This is a genomic window from Ensifer sp. Root127 (assembly GCF_001425225.1).
In the GTDB taxonomy this organism is placed as follows: domain Bacteria; phylum Pseudomonadota; class Alphaproteobacteria; order Rhizobiales; family Rhizobiaceae; genus Ensifer; species Ensifer canadensis.
The window spans coordinates 19,650-35,047 of the sequence record NZ_LMDX01000008.1 but is presented as its reverse complement, the minus strand read 5'-3'; the positions used below and the strand labels follow the sequence as shown (position 1 = coordinate 35,047).

At 59.5% G+C, this 15,398-nt stretch carries 13 protein-coding genes and 2 pseudogenes; 8 read left to right on the top strand and 7 right to left on the bottom strand.

Features of this window, described 5'->3' with window-relative positions; translation table 11 throughout:
• Nucleotides 1-19 precede the first annotated feature (19 nt).
• The gene (gene dctP, locus ASD03_RS10900) at nucleotides 20-1,006 is read right to left on the bottom strand and encodes a TRAP transporter substrate-binding protein DctP (RefSeq protein ID WP_057210162.1); all 987 of its coding nucleotides are present in this window, start codon (nucleotides 1,004-1,006) and stop codon (nucleotides 20-22) included.
• Between the two features lie 224 nt (nucleotides 1,007-1,230).
• Between dctP and ASD03_RS10895 the strand changes: the two genes are divergently transcribed.
• Nucleotides 1,231-1,902, top strand: a complete 672-nt coding sequence (locus tag ASD03_RS10895; RefSeq protein ID WP_057210161.1) for a GntR family transcriptional regulator — start codon at nucleotides 1,231-1,233, stop codon at nucleotides 1,900-1,902.
• Between the two features lie 22 nt (nucleotides 1,903-1,924).
• On the top strand, nucleotides 1,925-2,569 hold the full coding sequence (locus ASD03_RS10890) for a TetR family transcriptional regulator (RefSeq protein WP_057213419.1): 645 nt from the start codon (nucleotides 1,925-1,927) through the stop codon (nucleotides 2,567-2,569).
• A 763-nt stretch (nucleotides 2,570-3,332) separates the two neighbouring features.
• Here ASD03_RS10890 and ASD03_RS10885 read toward each other — a convergent pair.
• Nucleotides 3,333-3,998 carry an AraC family transcriptional regulator gene (locus tag ASD03_RS10885; RefSeq protein ID WP_244494294.1) on the bottom strand — a complete coding sequence of 222 codons (666 nt, stop codon included), beginning with the start codon at nucleotides 3,996-3,998 and terminating at the stop codon, nucleotides 3,333-3,335.
• Between ASD03_RS10885 and ASD03_RS10880 the strand changes: the two genes are divergently transcribed.
• Genes ASD03_RS10880 through ASD03_RS10870 form a run of 3 tightly spaced genes read left to right on the top strand, consistent with a single transcriptional unit; the run spans nucleotide 3,913 to nucleotide 7,456 of the window.
• The gene (locus tag ASD03_RS10880) at nucleotides 3,913-5,787 is read left to right on the top strand and encodes a TonB-dependent siderophore receptor (protein WP_347376840.1); all 1,875 of its coding nucleotides are present in this window, start codon (nucleotides 3,913-3,915) and stop codon (nucleotides 5,785-5,787) included. The two genes, ASD03_RS10885 and ASD03_RS10880, sit on opposite strands and share 86 nt — an antisense overlap.
• Nucleotides 5,753-6,166 carry a hypothetical protein gene (locus ASD03_RS10875; protein WP_057213409.1) on the top strand — a complete coding sequence of 138 codons (414 nt, stop codon included), beginning with the start codon at nucleotides 5,753-5,755 and terminating at the stop codon, nucleotides 6,164-6,166. Before ASD03_RS10880 ends, ASD03_RS10875 begins: the two co-directional genes overlap by 35 nt.
• Before the next feature lie 30 nt (nucleotides 6,167-6,196).
• A complete protein-coding gene (locus ASD03_RS10870; RefSeq protein ID WP_057213406.1) occupies nucleotides 6,197-7,456 on the top strand; it encodes a PHB depolymerase family esterase in 1,260 nt (419 codons plus the stop codon).
• Nucleotides 7,457-7,614: 158 nt separating this feature from the next.
• Here ASD03_RS10870 and ASD03_RS37500 read toward each other — a convergent pair whose 3' ends face one another.
• Nucleotides 7,615-7,770 carry a CsbD family protein gene (locus tag ASD03_RS37500; RefSeq protein ID WP_082555651.1) on the bottom strand — a complete coding sequence of 52 codons (156 nt, stop codon included), beginning with the start codon at nucleotides 7,768-7,770 and terminating at the stop codon, nucleotides 7,615-7,617.
• Between the two features lie 1,310 nt (nucleotides 7,771-9,080).
• Between ASD03_RS37500 and ASD03_RS10860 the strand changes: the two genes are divergently transcribed.
• On the top strand, nucleotides 9,081-9,380 hold the full coding sequence (locus ASD03_RS10860; protein ID WP_057210148.1) for a hypothetical protein: 300 nt from the start codon (nucleotides 9,081-9,083) through the stop codon (nucleotides 9,378-9,380).
• Nucleotides 9,381-9,813: 433 nt separating this feature from the next.
• Here ASD03_RS10860 and ASD03_RS10855 read toward each other — a convergent pair whose 3' ends face one another.
• Nucleotides 9,814-10,707 (bottom strand): LysR family transcriptional regulator, encoded by an 894-nt coding sequence (locus tag ASD03_RS10855; protein WP_057213400.1) that lies wholly within the window; start codon nucleotides 10,705-10,707, stop codon nucleotides 9,814-9,816.
• Between the two features lie 154 nt (nucleotides 10,708-10,861).
• Between ASD03_RS10855 and ASD03_RS10850 the strand changes: the two genes are divergently transcribed.
• Nucleotides 10,862-11,512: a hydrolase gene (locus ASD03_RS10850; protein ID WP_057210146.1), complete on the top strand. Its 651-nt coding sequence runs from the start codon at nucleotides 10,862-10,864 to the stop codon at nucleotides 11,510-11,512.
• Between the two features lie 4 nt (nucleotides 11,513-11,516).
• Nucleotides 11,517-12,036 (top strand): annotated as a pseudogene (locus ASD03_RS10845) (alpha/beta hydrolase); the annotation flags it as partial.
• Between the two features lie 513 nt (nucleotides 12,037-12,549).
• Here the strand turns inward: ASD03_RS10845 and ASD03_RS10840 are convergent.
• From ASD03_RS10840 to ASD03_RS10830, 3 genes and pseudogenes are all read right to left on the bottom strand, one after another.
• A complete protein-coding gene (locus ASD03_RS10840; protein WP_107027993.1) occupies nucleotides 12,550-12,786 on the bottom strand; it encodes a hypothetical protein in 237 nt (78 codons plus the stop codon).
• 333 nt (nucleotides 12,787-13,119) lie between these two features.
• Nucleotides 13,120-13,436: pseudogene (locus ASD03_RS40375) on the bottom strand (restriction endonuclease); the annotation flags it as partial.
• Nucleotides 13,437-13,552: 116 nt separating this feature from the next.
• Nucleotides 13,553-15,259, bottom strand: a complete 1,707-nt coding sequence (locus tag ASD03_RS10830; RefSeq protein ID WP_057213394.1) for an adenylate/guanylate cyclase domain-containing protein — start codon at nucleotides 15,257-15,259, stop codon at nucleotides 13,553-13,555.
• Nucleotides 15,260-15,398 lie beyond the last annotated feature (139 nt).

The following is a 15,398-nucleotide window of genomic DNA, read 5'->3' as shown; positions in this document are numbered from 1 at the left end:
CTTCTTGTCGCTGATACGACTACAGGGCTGCTATCTTCTCGAGGATGCCTTCGGGCCACGATTTTGCGAGATCAGAGGAGAGATACTTCTCCTGTGCATGCTTCCGGAATGCGGCAATGTCCGGTTCATAGATTTTGAGGCCGGCTGCCTTGAACTCGTCGACCAGAGCCTTTTCCTGCGCCAGGTGCTGTTCCTGGCTCCAGGCCATCGCCCTATCCGCCGCCGCCTGGAACGCTGTCTGCTGTTCCGGCGACATGTCGGCCCACACCTTGCTGGATACAGTCAGCAGATCGTAACCGATCAGATGCGAGGTCAGCACGATCTGCGACATCACTTCATAGAACTTCATGTTCTTGACGTTCGGAAGCGGATTGTCCTGTCCGTCGATCGCGCCGGTCTGCAGACCGGTATAGACTTCGGCATAGGCCATAGGGGTCGGATTTGCGCCGAGCGCAGCCCCCAGGAACTGCCAGGCGTCGCCACCCGGCATCCGAAGCTTGATACCGGCCATGTCGGCAGGTGTTGCAATCTTCTTTTCCGGTTTAAGTCCCACCTGACGTGCACCGAAATAGGTCGGACCCAGAATATGCACGCCGAGCTGATCTTCCGCCATTTTCTTGAATTCCGCGCCGGTATCGCTGTCGAAGAACGCCTTGAGATGGGCGGCATCGCGGAACAGATAGGCTGAGGTCAGCACCGACCATTCGGGAATCTGGTTTGAGATATCCTGTGGGGCGATATTGCCCATCTGCAGGTTGCCGCGCTGGAGAGCTACCAGTTCCGTGCCCTGCTTGAAGAGCGTTCCGCCATAAAACGGCTCCAGCGTGAAGCTGTCCTTGATGGCATCCTTGAAGGATTTCATCATCTCGGCGCGGATGTCCTGCTCGGAGAACACCGCCGAAAACTTCAGCACGGGTTTGTCCTGTGCAAATGCTGGGAAAGCAAAAGCCGCGGTCGCCGCCGCGGAAACGCCAAGAAAGCGGCGTCGGTCGATTTCAAAAACCATTGATTTTCCTCCCGTTAGCCGACCGTCGAGTGGCCGGTCTCTTTCCCACTTTCACTCTTCCCTCCTCGGAAGAGCACCTGTTCATGCACGGACCAGTTAGTTAAAAAAGGCGCGGACAAGCGGCCAGCTATAGCCGGAGTTTCTGATGTTCAATATCTCATGTCAAATAATTTTTATCATAGCTTTTTCATTTCATAGGATATAATTCGAGCAAGGGAGGAAACATGATCGTCCAAAATATACCATCGGAAACTGCGAGCGAGATGGCGTTTCGCCAAATCCGGAGCGATATCATCGCGGGCACATTATCTCCGCGTCAGAAGCTGAAACTCGACGACCTACGTGATCGATACTCAGTAAGCATCTCCACCCTCAGAGAAACCTTATCGCGGCTTGCCACCGAAAACCTTGTGATTGCCGAAGGGCAGCGCGGCTTCCATGTCGCACCGGTTTCCGCGAAGGAGCTGCGGGATCTCGGTGACATGCGCCTTCTGCTCGAGAGTCATGCTCTTGCTCTGTCTCTCGCCGCGGGTGACCTTGAATGGGAAGCGCGCGTTGTGGCAGCCAGACACAAGCTTGCCGCGGTGGAGCAGCGTTTGCTAACCGGCGACGTCGACCGAACGCCGGATTGGGTGCGCTACGACTGGGAGTTCCATCAGGCGCTCGCGTCGGCTTGCGGCTCTACGGTGCTGATGGAAACGCTGGCAACGACGTTCGATCGATTTCTACGCTACCACTTGCTTGCGCGCAGCTTCCGGGGGAAACCGGTTGCGGACGATCATCGCAAACTCTTCGACCTTGCCATGGCCCGCGACGTGGAAGGCGCAAGGTCTATGCTGCGCCAACACGTGGAGCACGGCATCGATCACGTGCTACGCACGGGTCGGTTTGACTGAATGCTTCAACGGAGACGGGAGATTGGAAAAGCGAGAACAGGTATCGCGCAAAAATGACCCCGAAAGAACGCGAGAGAACATTCTGGCCGTCGCGACGGAGGAATTCGCCGCTCATGGGTTAGCAGGCGCCCGGGTCGACGCGATCGCGGAGCGAACGCGCACATCCAAGCGCATGATCTACTACTATTTCATCAGCAAGGAAGACCTCTATCTCGCTGTCCTTGAGAAGGCCTACCGCAAGATCCGCTCACGCGAGGCCGATCTCCAGCTTACCGAAATGCAGCCAGTCGCGGCGCTGCGGACGCTGATCTCAAACACCTTCGACTACGACGAAAACCATCCGGACTTCGTCAGACTGGTGAGCGGCGAGAACATTCTCCTGGCCGCGCACATGCGTCGCTCCACCGAGATTGCCGACCTCAACGTCTCGATCATTCGAACGCTGACGGACATTCTGGAGCGCGGCAAAGCGGATGGAAGTTTTCAGCGTGAGATCGACGCAATCGATCTGCATTTGCTGATCAGCGCCTTCTGCTTCTTCCGGGTCTCCAACGCCCATACCTTCAGTACGATTTTCCAGCGCAATCTTTCGGAAACTTCCACGTACGAACGGCATAAGAAAATGATAGCGGACGCTGTGATCACTTACCTGCGTCTAGCAATATAAATTATCGCTCTCGAACGGATTCGAACCAGCTTCTATTGCTCTATCGCTAATTAAGCGAATGCGTTAATTAACAAAAATGCCGTTTCGCTTATTAAGACGTAGTGCTGTTTAACTTCAGCACAACAATCGACTTGGGAAGCCATGGTCAACAAAGACCCCAACACCAACGGGCGACTAGGTCGCTTCGTGGAAACCGCCCTAGATGGCGAACTAGACAGGCGTTTGTGCCGCCTCTTTTCCCTCCGGTTCCGCCCATCGCGATTACTGGCTTGCTCACTCGTCTTAGAGCGGCCGATGAGCCCTAACAAGGCAAGGCTGACATTCGACAAATCGGGCGGGACCTGAAAGTTGGCTATGTTCTTTAGGTTCAATCCAACGCCAAGGCCCGCGCATTCGCGTATACGCGCGGCTTGTGCAACTTCAGGGATCCGCGTCTGGTCGGAGCGCTGGGATCGGCCCGTCAAAGACTTGTTTGCTGTTCAGAGTGAGATCGCCGACCAGTGTTCGGCCAGTTCCAGCGAGAACGACCAGCGCAAGGTTCGGCAGTCAAGGCTTCATCATGACGACCATCGTATCGGCCGGATACCATCACCAGTGCGGGTATCGCCGCCATCACCATGACGAGGGGATAGCCGATCGCCAGAACGGAACGAGCGGCCGCCTTCCCATAACTAGGTAGCCAAACTCTCCGGTTGCGGGGCTGGCAGATGCGCGCAAGCACGGCAAGCCGGCCCGAGAGGTTCTTTTTCGATGATGATGTAAACTACACTGCTTGCGAAGACTTCGGCCAATGGCGGCTTTCGGACCGTCGCATCAGGTGACTTGGCGTGATGCCGAACTGCCGGCGGAAGGCCGTCGCGAAGTTGGCCGCGGAAGAATAGCCCGCAACAAGACTGGCCTCCAGGACAGTGGCTTCGCCGTTGCTCAAGGCCGCGAAGGCCTGTGCCAGTCTCAGTTTGCGCACATATTCGAGCACGCTCTGGTTCTCCGCGATTCGGAAAAGACGCTGCAGGCCGCTCGCGCTGATACCGGCGGCACGCGAGATCACTTCAACATTGAGCGGGTTGGCCCATCGCGCTGCGACGTAATTCTTGGCGCGATCGAGGCAAATGGCGTCCTGCCGCGTCAGAATCATGCCGGTCGGATCACGCCGGCTCGCCTGCAATGCCGCTGCCATCGTTTCTGCCACGAGTTCCACGGCGCGGCTTTCGAGATAGAGGTCGCGCATTGCGGGCAAAAGCGGTGGGGGCGCGAAGATCTGGCGAACGATCTCTATCAGGCGAGGAGTGACGGTCCAGCGATGTTCGAAGAGGTGTTCGCGGAGAAGCCTTTCGCCGCCCTTGGTGTCGGCGACTTCATCGAGCGCGTCGAGATGCAGCCATTCCGGCGTCGCTGGCAAAAGACGCGACGCGAAAGAGCGTGCACGCACGTTCGCTGCGCACGGCAAAGAGACCCTTTTTGCCTCGACATTTGCTGGCGTCATCGGTCTCGCGGCACCTGTGTTGGCACAGGATGCGGCCCCGGGAACCCGGCTCGCGGCGATCACCGTAACTGCTTCTAAGGACAACCCAAGGGGGCCGGACAATGGGATTGTCGCCAAGCGAAGCCTCAGCGCGTCAAAGACCGATACTTCTCTCCTCGAGACGCCACAGGCCATCAGCGTCGTCACGCGTGCCCAGATGGAGGAGCAAGGGGTGAACACCGTTTCGGAGGCGCTGCGATACACTCCGGGTGTGTTGACTGAGAGCAACGGCTACGACATCCGTTACGACTGGCTCTATATCCGCGGCTTCAACACCTACGGTACGATGTGGCTCGACGGACTGGTGCTTCCGGGCGACCCCAACAACTATGCCACTCCGGCCGTGAACCCCTACGCACTTGAGCGCATCGACGTCATCAAGGGGCCGGCGTCGGTTCTCTACGGCCGGGCGGTCCCAGGGGGGCTCGTCAACCAGGTCAGCAAGCGGCCGCAACCGGAGCGCCATAACGAGGTAGGCATCCAGACCTCGTCTTTCGGTGGCATCGAAGGGATGTTCGACTTCACAGGACCGGTCAGCGAAGGAAGCGACTGGACCTACAGGCTTACCGGACTCGGAAAGAACATGGGCAGCCAGATCGATCGAGAGCAAGAACGCCAGCTCATGCTTGCGCCGAGCCTGACCTGGGCACCGACCGACCAGACACAACTCACTCTTTATGGCTACTATCAGAAGGATCGCCCGAAGGACTTCAACCCTCGTTTCTACCCGGCGATCGGGACACTGATCGACAATTCATTCGGACAGATCCCACGGGAGCTCTATCTCGGCGATCCCAACGCCAGCATCTTTGAACGCGATTTCTATACGCTCGGATACGAATTTTCCCACGAGTTCAACGACACCTGGAGCGTGCGTCAGAACCTGCGCTACGGCCGCGCGAGCCAGAACATGTTCCTCGCCCTCGTCAACCCGGCCTTCGCCTATCGGCCCGACGGCCATACCCTCAATCGGGCTTCGGCAGTGTCGGATGATTGGCTGACAAGCTTCAACGTCGACACCCAACTGGAAGCCCGTTTCGATACCGGTGCCCTCGATCACACGGCTCTCTTCGGCATCGACGTCCTCCGGGCCGATTCGTCGACCAATTTCGGCAACGGCACTGTCGGAGTACCGCCCCTCGACTATCTCGACCCGGTCTACGGCACCGCACCGATACCAGTCCCGGCCATCCAGCGCTCTGGCCTGCAGAAGCAACGGCAGGTCGGCTTCTATGCCCAGGACCAGATCCGCTACGACAACTGGGTAGGGACGGTCGGCCTGCGCTACGATCTCTCGGACATTGATACCCAAAACCGCCTGGCTCCGGGTCGGCCGACCGTCTCCAACGATGATCGCGAAGTGACGTGGCGGGCCGGCCTCTCCTATCTCTTCGACAACGGTATCGCTCCCTACGTCAGCTATTCCACCGCCTTCTTGCCGGCCCTGGGTGCCAGCCGATCCGGAATGCCCTTTGAGGCACAACGGGCCGAACACTGCGACAGCGCGATCGCTTCCAACTCGGCTCTTATCCCAATGAGACCTCGCCGGGAGAGTTCGGCCAGATCGTCCTGGCCGGAACCGCGCTTCCTTCTAGCACCAGCTCTTGCAACAGACTGCGAGTACATCCATATACCATCCAGTTGGATGGCGAGTGGATGGCATGAAAGACAATTTCTTACGCGACAGAGGTGGTGAATCTGAGAAGATCACCATAAATCTCGGTTATGTCGATCTCGGTCGCATCGACGTTCTCGTGCAGGAAGGATGCTATTCCAATCGCAGCGATTTCATCCGAACAGCGATCCGCAACCAGCTCACGGCCGAGGCCGAGGCCGTCAAGCAGTCGATCGTTCGGCACAGGCTGGAACTGGGTTTGCGCGATTACAGCAGAGCGGAATTGGAATCGTTGAAGGCGGCCGGCGAAAGAGTTCACATCAGGGTGGTCGGGCTTGCCCGCATCGCGTCCGACGTCACACCAGAACTTGCTCTGGCAACAATTGAATCCATCACCGTGCTCGGCGCCCTCCAGGCCAGCACCGAGTTGAAATTAGCGCTGGCCGAACGCATCCGGTAAAACTGCGGCCCGACCAAGAAGGACAACGCCATGAATGACGATTTTGAAACGGCCATGCGCCGTGCGCTACGGTCCACGCGCGCCTTGAACGTCGCCGAGGCGACACGCGTGATCCAGGATGCGCTGGCCGGCCGATCGGTCTCCGATACTCGCATCTCGTCATCGGACATCACGCCACCGCGGCCAATTCAGCGTTCCGCCCCCTTCCCGGTCGATCCGGATGCCGAGATCATCGAGCCACCGACACGGTCTGATGCCGAAGAGCCCGCCCAAAAGGTTGGCAATGGCACCTCGTCGCCGAGGTTGCGGAAGCCCTTGCGAGAAACGGTACGGATTTTGAGCGAGAGTCGGCTGGCGCGGGGCGTCTTCGGATCGCTACACGACGTCGGCCTGCCGGGCACGGCAAGACAGGTCCGAGAACCCGTCATCTCGGATGGGGCACAGTTCTTGGCACGATCCTTCACCTGCCCCGCGGGTTCGCGAAGCTACAGGCTCTACGTTCCCGCGTCCGCACCCGATCGGCCGCGCGGCCTTGTCGTCATGCTCCATGGCTGTAAGCAGGATCCCGAAGATTTTGCTGCAGGAACGGACATGAACGCGGTTGCCGAGGCGCACGGTCTCATGGTCGCGTATCCCCGTCAAAGCGGTGCTGACAATGCGTCGTCCTGCTGGAATTGGTTCAGGCCCACCGACCAAATGCGCGACGGGGGAGAACCCTCGATCATTGCCGGAATCACCAAGGAGATCATGTCGGAATTCGGCCTCGATCGCAGCCGGGTCTTCGTGGCAGGCTTATCGGCAGGGGGAGCAATGGCGGCGGTCATGGGCGAGACCTATCCCGATCTCTATTCGGCCGCGGGGATCCATTCCGGCCTGGCCTACGGATCGGCCAACGACGTCATTTCAGCCTTCTCCGCGATGCGCGGCGACGGCGGTCTTGCATCCGATCCGAAGCGGCTCGCTAATGGTCACCGTCTCCGGACGATCGTCTTCCAGGGAGGTGCTGATCGGACGGTCCATCCCTCCAACGCCGATCGGATCGTCGCCGAGGCAGCGCCTACCGACGCGCGATGCGCGGTCCGTAAGGAATCCGGCCGCTCCGCGAGCGGGCGGATCTATACAAGAACCATCGTAGCAGATTCCGGTGGAAGCCCGGCGGTCGAATACTGGCTGGTAGAGGGCGCCGGTCATGCCTGGTCCGGCGGCAATCCCTCGGGAACGTATACGGACCCGCATGGTCCGGATGCCTCTTGTCAAATGGTGCGCTTCTTCCTCGATGGGAAGGAATGAAGGCACTCGGCCGCCGGAGGAATGCACACGTGCCGGCATGCTGGTCCGTCAGTCATAAGCGCTTGCGAGGACCAATGGTATGTTCCGTGCCCGCAACGGGCGGCAAGAGATACTGTTCGGCAGGCGCAAGAACAGGTTCGCACGGCAGCTTCAATGCTTTAAGCCTCGTCTACGGCAACTTTAACTGCGTCCTTTAGCTTTCCTTTGGCTTGCTGGGCACCGCGCCTTGCCTCTTGTGCCGCGCCTGCGGCTTGCTTGGCCTTACCACCGAGCTTATTGGCCTTGCCCCCAACTTTGTCCTTTGCACTGTCCATGCGGGTCTCCCGATTTGGAGGACGCGACTTGCGCCCCAGTTGTTCGAACGGGCGGCCCGGCAAGGCTCTGGCCTTCATTGCTCGTCGTAGGCGACCATATCAACGACAGCGTCTTGAGTGTCCGAGCCGGCGCGGCTCATCAAGTGAACTGATGAGGAAAAGGCGCTGAACGCCGCATTCTGACATTGCGGAACGAGGTCTACTCATTCCGACGGGTCGGCCTATTCCTTTCTGCCATGGCAATCCGAAGGCTTGACCACGGGCCCACGCCAGCGGCCCAACGCGACCCGCAGAATTCAAGGTGGAGCCACGCCGCACTTTATTGCCACACATCACTGTGGGGGCTGTAGTGCCACTGGCAGCATTCCACCCAATTCCAAACGTCTCACGCGAGTGTTTTCAGGTACACTTCACCTGACGGATTATTCCGCTCCTGGCTCTTCGGCTTGCGAACTGACGGGCATCCTGACCTCGAAAGTGGTTTTCTCGTTCAACGACGAGACTGTAACCGTTCCGCCGTGGGCTTTTGCGATCTCGGAAGCGATGTCCAGTCCAAGACCCAACCCCTGCTCGTGACGTCCCCCGGGGTCTTCGCCATGGAAGAAGGGTTGGAAGATCGGGCGGAATGGGAACGCAACCTTTTGAGACGGAAATAATCACGGATTCTTCGACCACTTGCGCAGATAGCTCAACGGGCTTGTCTTCCGCTCCATGAGACAGGGCGTTTCCGAGCAGATTGGAGACCAACTGTCCAACACGCCCGGCATCCACGAACAATGGCTCAGGCGGCAGATCGATCGCGACGTCGATGTGCTTTCCGCTAACGCTCGACAGTTCTGCGACTACCTGCTCCAGATAAAGACGAAGCTTGTCCTCCCTCCTCCGCGATATTGGAAGGCCGCTTCCCATTCGACGTTCGGAACGATCCTGCCCAGCTTCAAACCCGCGCGGTATAGAGTGAAGGGCGCATGTCCGCAGGCTCGCCAAGCGCAGGCCAGCCGCTCCTGAACCGACCATAACCCTTTTGGCCAGTGCACAGCGACCATGTGAACCCATTACTTCCATCGCGTCATGTTCTCGCCTGATAGGTCGCGGACCGGAACTTTATCAGGTCTCGAGGATTCACTGAGCGGACAGCCATGTCGAGGGAGGTTCGAAGTTGAAGACAATCGTACGAACGACGGGAGCAACTTCGGATCGAACGGACCCATGCCGAACCCAAACGCCGAAGGCTAATTGCACCGCGCGTCGCCGAGGCGGGTGATGGTCCGCCTTGGAAAACCTGGGACATCGGGTCGGAGGAAAAGGCGATGCATTTGATCCAGATATTTTTGCCGCTTGTCGGCAACAAACGCGATTCTTCGAAGAGATTCGCGGAGGTCCGCGACCAGCTGACAACTCGTTTTGGCGGAGCCACGCTCTACCGTAACGCCCCTGCGGAGGGTTTGTGGGAAGACGAAGGGGCGGTGGAAAAGGACGTTATTATAATTGCGGAGGTGATGGCCGTCGAGCTGGACCAGAATTGGTGGGCCGACTACCGCAAGGAACTCGAGCGCCGCTTCAAGCAAGACGAGATCGTCGTCCGCGCGGTGTCGATGACACGCCTGTGATATTCACCAAGATCAACGCTGTCGCCCACTTGCCAGTCCGCGTCTGTCGTCTGGGTTACATCTACCCAGTTTCTATTGAACCTCCTGGGCGTGGGCATCGGCGTGGCGCACAGGGCTTGTGAGAACAGATCCGCTGGCCCTTTCCTGCCTTTCCGCCGCAAAGCCTGAACGGGATTCCTGATCGCTTTTGACTGTCGCCAGCGGCATAGCGGATGGCCGCTTTGCGCGCCCACGCTAATCGTTGAGGTCGATTGGGCTTCGCCCCGAAAACAGCCAGTCAACCATTGCATAATCAACCAAGGCAGCCCCAGGCTCCGGAGCCCAGCGAAAGCTGGGTCAGTAAGTGGAACGTGTGGGCAATGTCGTCACGCTCGGCGGCTCGCAGTGGAGCGACCGTCGAACGCAATTCATTGATAAGGCTTCGCCCCGTGTTTTAACGGTCGAGACCCCAAACGTCCGGGTTCCGTTTGAAGTACTCGGTCAGCATTTCGGTAAGCACACGCACTTTCCGCGTGGGATGCTGACCCGGCGGGCGGACGACATACGCCGCCCCCGGAGGGACCGGATAGCGGGTCATGATCGGGACCAGAGCGCCGGAGGCCACATATCCATATGTGATGCAATCGGGGAGCCAGGCGATGCCGAGACCTGCCGCCGCCGCAGCGGCAAGCGCCGTGGCGCTGTCGGCCTTGAACCTGCCCTGCGGCTGAACCGTGACGATCTTGTCGCCATCCATGAACTGCCAGGCTTCCGTTCCCTGCATGAGGGCCTGATGGGTGACGAGTTCGTCCGGGGTCTCGGGTGACCCGTGCGCTTTGATGTAATCCGGGCTGGCGACAAGCTTGCCATGGATCGGCCCAACGCGCTTCGCGATCAGGTTTGAGTCTTGGAGGTAGGCACTCCGAATCGCGCAATCAAAACCTTCTGCGATGAGATCGACGAAGCGATCGCTGTACGAGGTATGGATGTGAAGCTGCGGGTGCTGGCGCGCCATGTCCGCAAGCACGGGGGCGAAGTGGGTCGGGCCGAACGTAAGCGGCATGGCAACCCTCAGGCGGCCGCGCAACTCACCGGTGGGGAGGATTGTTTCCTTGGCGGTGTCGATCTCGGCGCTGGCTCTGGCCGCATGGTCCCTGAACGTGATTCCCGCTTCCGTGAGCGCGGCGCCGCGGGTCGTTCGTGCAAGAAGCTGGACGCCAAGCTCCGCTTCGACCCGGAAGAGTCGCCGACTGACGATCGATTTGGAGACGCCAAGCCGGCGCGCGGCGGCCGATACGCCCCCGGCATCGGCCACTGCGACGAATGTCTGTAGGTCTTCGATGTCCATTCCGGCGTTCCTTATTTCGCGACACAGCTTGCCCGACTATGGCACTACCGCGCCACCAAAAGGAACAGCAAATTGCGTCCAGGCAACGTCACCCGCTGGCGCATGTCTCCCGTGAACCCATCGCCGTCCATAGCGGCAGAGAAAGGAAGTCTTGATGCCCCCTCGTAACGGCCTCGATTCGCTTCTTCGTCCCGAAGATTCCGTCCTCGTTCTGATCGATCACCAACCTTATCAACTCGCGAACCTGAACAGCCACGATCCGCATATGGTGGTCAACAACACGACCGCGCTGGCGAAGCTGGCAAGAGCCTTCAATGTTCCGACCATTCTCACCAGCGTGATCGCGGCGCGCGGTGGACTTCTCTTTAAGCAGATCACCGACGTGTTCCCTGGACAGGAAGTCATCGATCGCACCTGGGTGAACACCTGGCAGGACGAGAATGTGGTGAACGTCGTCAAGGCGACCGGCCGCAAGCAACTGATCATCGCCGGACTGTGGACCGAGGTCTGCGTTGCCATGCCTGTCATCCACGCCGCCGGCGAAGGCTGGGACGTCACCGTGATCACCGACGCGTCGGGCGGGATTTCGAAGGAGTCTCACGAAGTCGCCATCCAGCGAATGATCGCGGCCGGCGCGAACGTGATGACCGTGATGGCGCTCGCTGGCGAATGGCAACGCGATTGGGCGCGCACCGAGCATGTCGAGGAGCTGACCGAGATTCTCATCCAGCACTTCGGCGGCAGCGGCATCGCGTATCTTTGGGAGCAGCAGCTTCTCAACACGCCGGTGCCGAGCGAAGGCTGACCCGGGCCGGGTGGCCAAAGCCGTCCTCGTCGCCGCCATTCCGCCGCTGATGCTGAAGACCGACGACAAGCCCGAAGGCCGCCCATGGAGGTCTTCGACGGCTTCCGGACGGCACTGGCCTGCAACCGTTCACAGTCTCCTTCCGCGACGTCCCGTCAGGCCCGTTCTACGGCTTCAACCGCGAGGGCGCGGCGGTCCATGAAGGCGTGCTCCAGAACTGGTGGCGGCAGGGCATGATGGGAGCGCCAAGGCGCACTACGATGGCATCAAGGCCTTCTCGGAAACCGACCAGACCGATGACCTCAAGGCGATCACCGTGCCGACGCTGGTGCGGCACGGTGATCACGACCCGGTCGTTCCGATCGCCGCCGAACGGTTCGTTGAAGACCTATCCCGGTGTCTCGCACGGGATGCTGACAGTAAACGCTGATGTGCTGAACGCCGACCTTCTGGAGTTCAGCAAGAACAGCAGGGGCTGGGGGCGCGGCTCCCGGCCCCGTCCCGTAGTTCGAGTCGATGCTTAAAAAGGTGTGCGTGCGTCGGTAGAGCACAAGAACTCCATCTCGCACGACAGAAGCGCTGCGCTCATAGTGGCCTCGCTGCGCGTTTGTCAGCTAATCTTATTACTGGGACCGAAACCAGACGGTCTGCCGTCGGCCCCAATTGAGACGCAGGGATCACGCTGGCCAAGACTACGCTCCTAACGCTTCCTCGGCGTTCAGAGCAAAGGCAGTAACGCGAATGCACTCCACCCGACTTAGTCGGCCGGAAGCCGGCAACATATCGCCCCGTCCGGGTGCGTCCCTCGCCTTGATGGGATCAGAACCAATGACCCAGTTTTTTACCATTTCCCTCTGTTACAAGTTCATTGGGCAAGATATGAACTTGGCCGGGCTGGAATGACTGATTTATGGCCGATCGCTACCCAATTGCTTGGGCAGCCCGCCCGGAACGGCGGCGGGGTCAAAACTTGGGTGTCAGGCCATTGAAGGTGATCCGGCCGTCCAAATGCGACCTGTCTGGCGTCAATGGAAGCTTCATGAAGCCGAGAACTTCACCGTCACGCCGCGCTGGCGAAAGTAGGCCTGCATAAACTTCCTGCCAGAACGATTATTTTGCATGAGCTTAGCAGGGTCGAACACGGCCTCTTTCAAACCTGCCCGCACCAACGCTTCCTTGAGGGTCGCGATATGCACATCGATGTCGGCATTGTCCGCCTGGAGCGATTCATAAATGCGGTTTGTTGCATCTGCTACGGTCGGCTCACTCACGATTATTTTCCCTTTGGCTGGCGCTTACCACGTTTTCTTGCTTGATCCTATGTTGGGGAAAAATGCCCACGTCAAGGCGAAGGCCGTCGCGCCGCTTCAGCACCGTTTAGTGCATCGGATTCCCGTTGGGGTCCCTCTGCCCCGGGCGCCTCCCTCGGGACAGCGCCAGTGACCGCAAACCGGGGCGGGTCGCGCTGGTCTGCGTCCAGTGCCATATGTCTTCGCATGCGGACCGGAAGGTTCCAACCCATCGTCTTCCGTTGGCCGTCGACGCTCAACGTCCCCAACTTGGCCTCGCTCGGTGGTGGTGGTCCGCTAACCTGAGCGAGAATAATTGATGCGATTGAAGTCCGCGCTCCAAATGGGCCTTACCGCAGACTGTGCCTTGCCCGATATCCGGCCCTCTTCGTTTAGAACGCCACTCTCGACCTCACCCTCTGTTCCACTGAATTGAACCTGATTGATGAAGTCGAGGTAGCTACCCGGTTCGATGAGTGCGAGATGCATGCTCGATGCCTTCGGGTCCGGGATGACCTCGGTCACCTTGGCAACACCAAAGTAACCGCGGGTCGCGGCGACCTTGCGCGGCTCGTAGTAGATGATCCAATCGCCTACAGGCCACGCACCCGTCCAAGATCTTGGCTCGGAAACTGGCGCAAGACACAGGCCGAGCTTGATGCCGAGATCGTGACCGGCGCCAGACCGCCGTCGCGCAGCGCATATCCGTTGATCAAGTCCTCGAACGCGTCCGGATTGTCCCCACCCGCTGTCACATCTCGGGCAGGCCAGCCTTTCGGAAGCCGTCGACAAAATGGTCTCGTACAGATGCATCGCGCAGCGGCTGGGAGCTGAGCCAATGGCCGATCGTGAAATGAGGGTGGGCAATCAGGAACAATTCTGCTTCTCGCCGCGCCTCCTCACGCTGGCCCAACTGCGCAAGCGCAGCAGCCAGGAATTTGCGTGAGTTGGTACGATACGTGTCTTTCCTGCGGAGTGTAGCGGTTGCCGCCTCATAGTCACGCGCGGCGTATTGCGCCTGCCCAAGATGACATAGATACCAGCAGGTTGGATAGGGATTGAGCCGCAGAGCTTTTTCGATCTGCGCTAGTCCGTCGGCAACCCTGCCGTCCAGCACGGACATGTCCGACATGGCGGCCCAGGTGTCGGCGTGGTTGGGGTCCAGCTCCAGGGCCTTGGCGAAGGCGGCTTCCGATTCCTCCCATCGCCGCTCATAAGCCAAAATGGTCCCCAGAACGTAACGGCAGCCGGCATCGTTGGGATCCAGGTCGACCGCCTTGTGCGCGAACGTCGCCGCCATCCGACGGTTAGGGACTTCGGGCTCGCCGAAATGAGTCCAGGCAAGCCAACGGTTATAGGCGAGCAGACCGTGCGCCTCGGCATATGATGGCTCAAGCTTAACCGCGCGTTGGAGCAGCATATAGGCCTCACGCTCAGTTTGTGGCGACTCTTCCGTCAGGAGGCGGGCGCGCACACACAGATCGTACGCCTCAAAGTTCTTCGGCCGATTGCGTTGCGTCGGGATGGTCAGCCGGCCGACGAGGGCTTCAACAATCTTGGCGTTAACTTCATCCTGTAATTCGAAAACATCTTCCACGGTCCTGTCAAACCGGTCGGCCCACAAGTGCTGGCCGCCAAGCGCGTCGATCAATTGGGCATTGATGCGGACACGGCCCATTGCGCGTCTGGCGCTCCCCTCGAGGACGTAGCGGACGCCGAGTTCCTGGGCGACCAGCCGTACGTCGACCGGCTTGCCCTTGTAGCCGTACACGGAATTGCGCGCGATGACGAACAGGCCAGCCGTACGGGAAAGGTCGGTGATCAGGTCTTCGGTCAAGCCGTCGACGAAGGGCGCGTCCGCTTCATCCCCACTCATATTTGTGAACGGCAATACAGCGATCGAGGGACATTCCGGCAGCGGCAAGATGCTCTGCAGCGCATCCGGCCAATGCCACACGTGGACCGGGCGCGTCAGGTTCTTCAGGTAGCGTTCGCCTGCATCAAAGAACCGGTCGCCGATCTTGCCGACGATCTCGCCGTGAACTTTGGCTGAAATGCAGATACCTCCCGGTGCGGCCTGCGTCTCGAGGCGCGCCGCGACATTGACGCCGTCGCCGAGGACGTCTGAACCGTCGTCAATGACATCTCCCAGATTGACGCCTACACGCAAAAGCAGGCGCCGGTCTCCGGAAGCCTCAACAGCAGTGGTGGCCCGTTGCATTTCCAACGCTGCTGCGACCGCGTCCACCGCGCTACCGAATTCGATTAAGAATCCGTCGCCCATGACCTTGAAGATGCGACCGTTGTGGCGCATCACAGCCGGCTCGATAACGCCAGAACGGAGTTCCCTGAGTTTCGCCAGCGTTGCGACTTCATCAGCCTCCATCAGGCGTGAATATCCCACCACATCGGCAACGACGATGGCGGCAAGGCGACGCTGAAGAGATTGATCCGTCATGTGAGGACAAGCCTAACGACCGAGTTCGCAAGTTATTGTTCAACCGCGGGTGAGTCAACAAGTGGCAGCTAATGTCCAGGCGATCTCCACCTCCATCGAGCCGTCATCCTTCTTTGTGACTGACGGCGTCGAAGTGGGC

Coding starts and splice junctions, on each gene's coding strand:
- dctP (WP_057210162.1), bottom strand. CDS start 1,006: ATGGTTTTTGAAATCGACCGACGCCGCTTTCTTGGCGTTTCCGCGGCG.
- ASD03_RS10895 (WP_057210161.1), top strand. CDS start 1,231: ATGATCGTCCAAAATATACCATCGGAAACTGCGAGCGAGATGGCGTTT.
- ASD03_RS10875 (WP_057213409.1), top strand. CDS start 5,753: ATGAAAGACAATTTCTTACGCGACAGAGGTGGTGAATCTGAGAAGATC.
- ASD03_RS10870 (WP_057213406.1), top strand. CDS start 6,197: ATGAATGACGATTTTGAAACGGCCATGCGCCGTGCGCTACGGTCCACG.
- ASD03_RS37500 (WP_082555651.1), bottom strand. CDS start 7,770: ATGGACAGTGCAAAGGACAAAGTTGGGGGCAAGGCCAATAAGCTCGGT.
- ASD03_RS10860 (WP_057210148.1), top strand. CDS start 9,081: ATGCATTTGATCCAGATATTTTTGCCGCTTGTCGGCAACAAACGCGAT.
- ASD03_RS10855 (WP_057213400.1), bottom strand. CDS start 10,707: ATGGACATCGAAGACCTACAGACATTCGTCGCAGTGGCCGATGCCGGG.
- ASD03_RS10850 (WP_057210146.1), top strand. CDS start 10,862: ATGCCCCCTCGTAACGGCCTCGATTCGCTTCTTCGTCCCGAAGATTCC.
- ASD03_RS10830 (WP_057213394.1), bottom strand. CDS start 15,259: ATGACGGATCAATCTCTTCAGCGTCGCCTTGCCGCCATCGTCGTTGCC.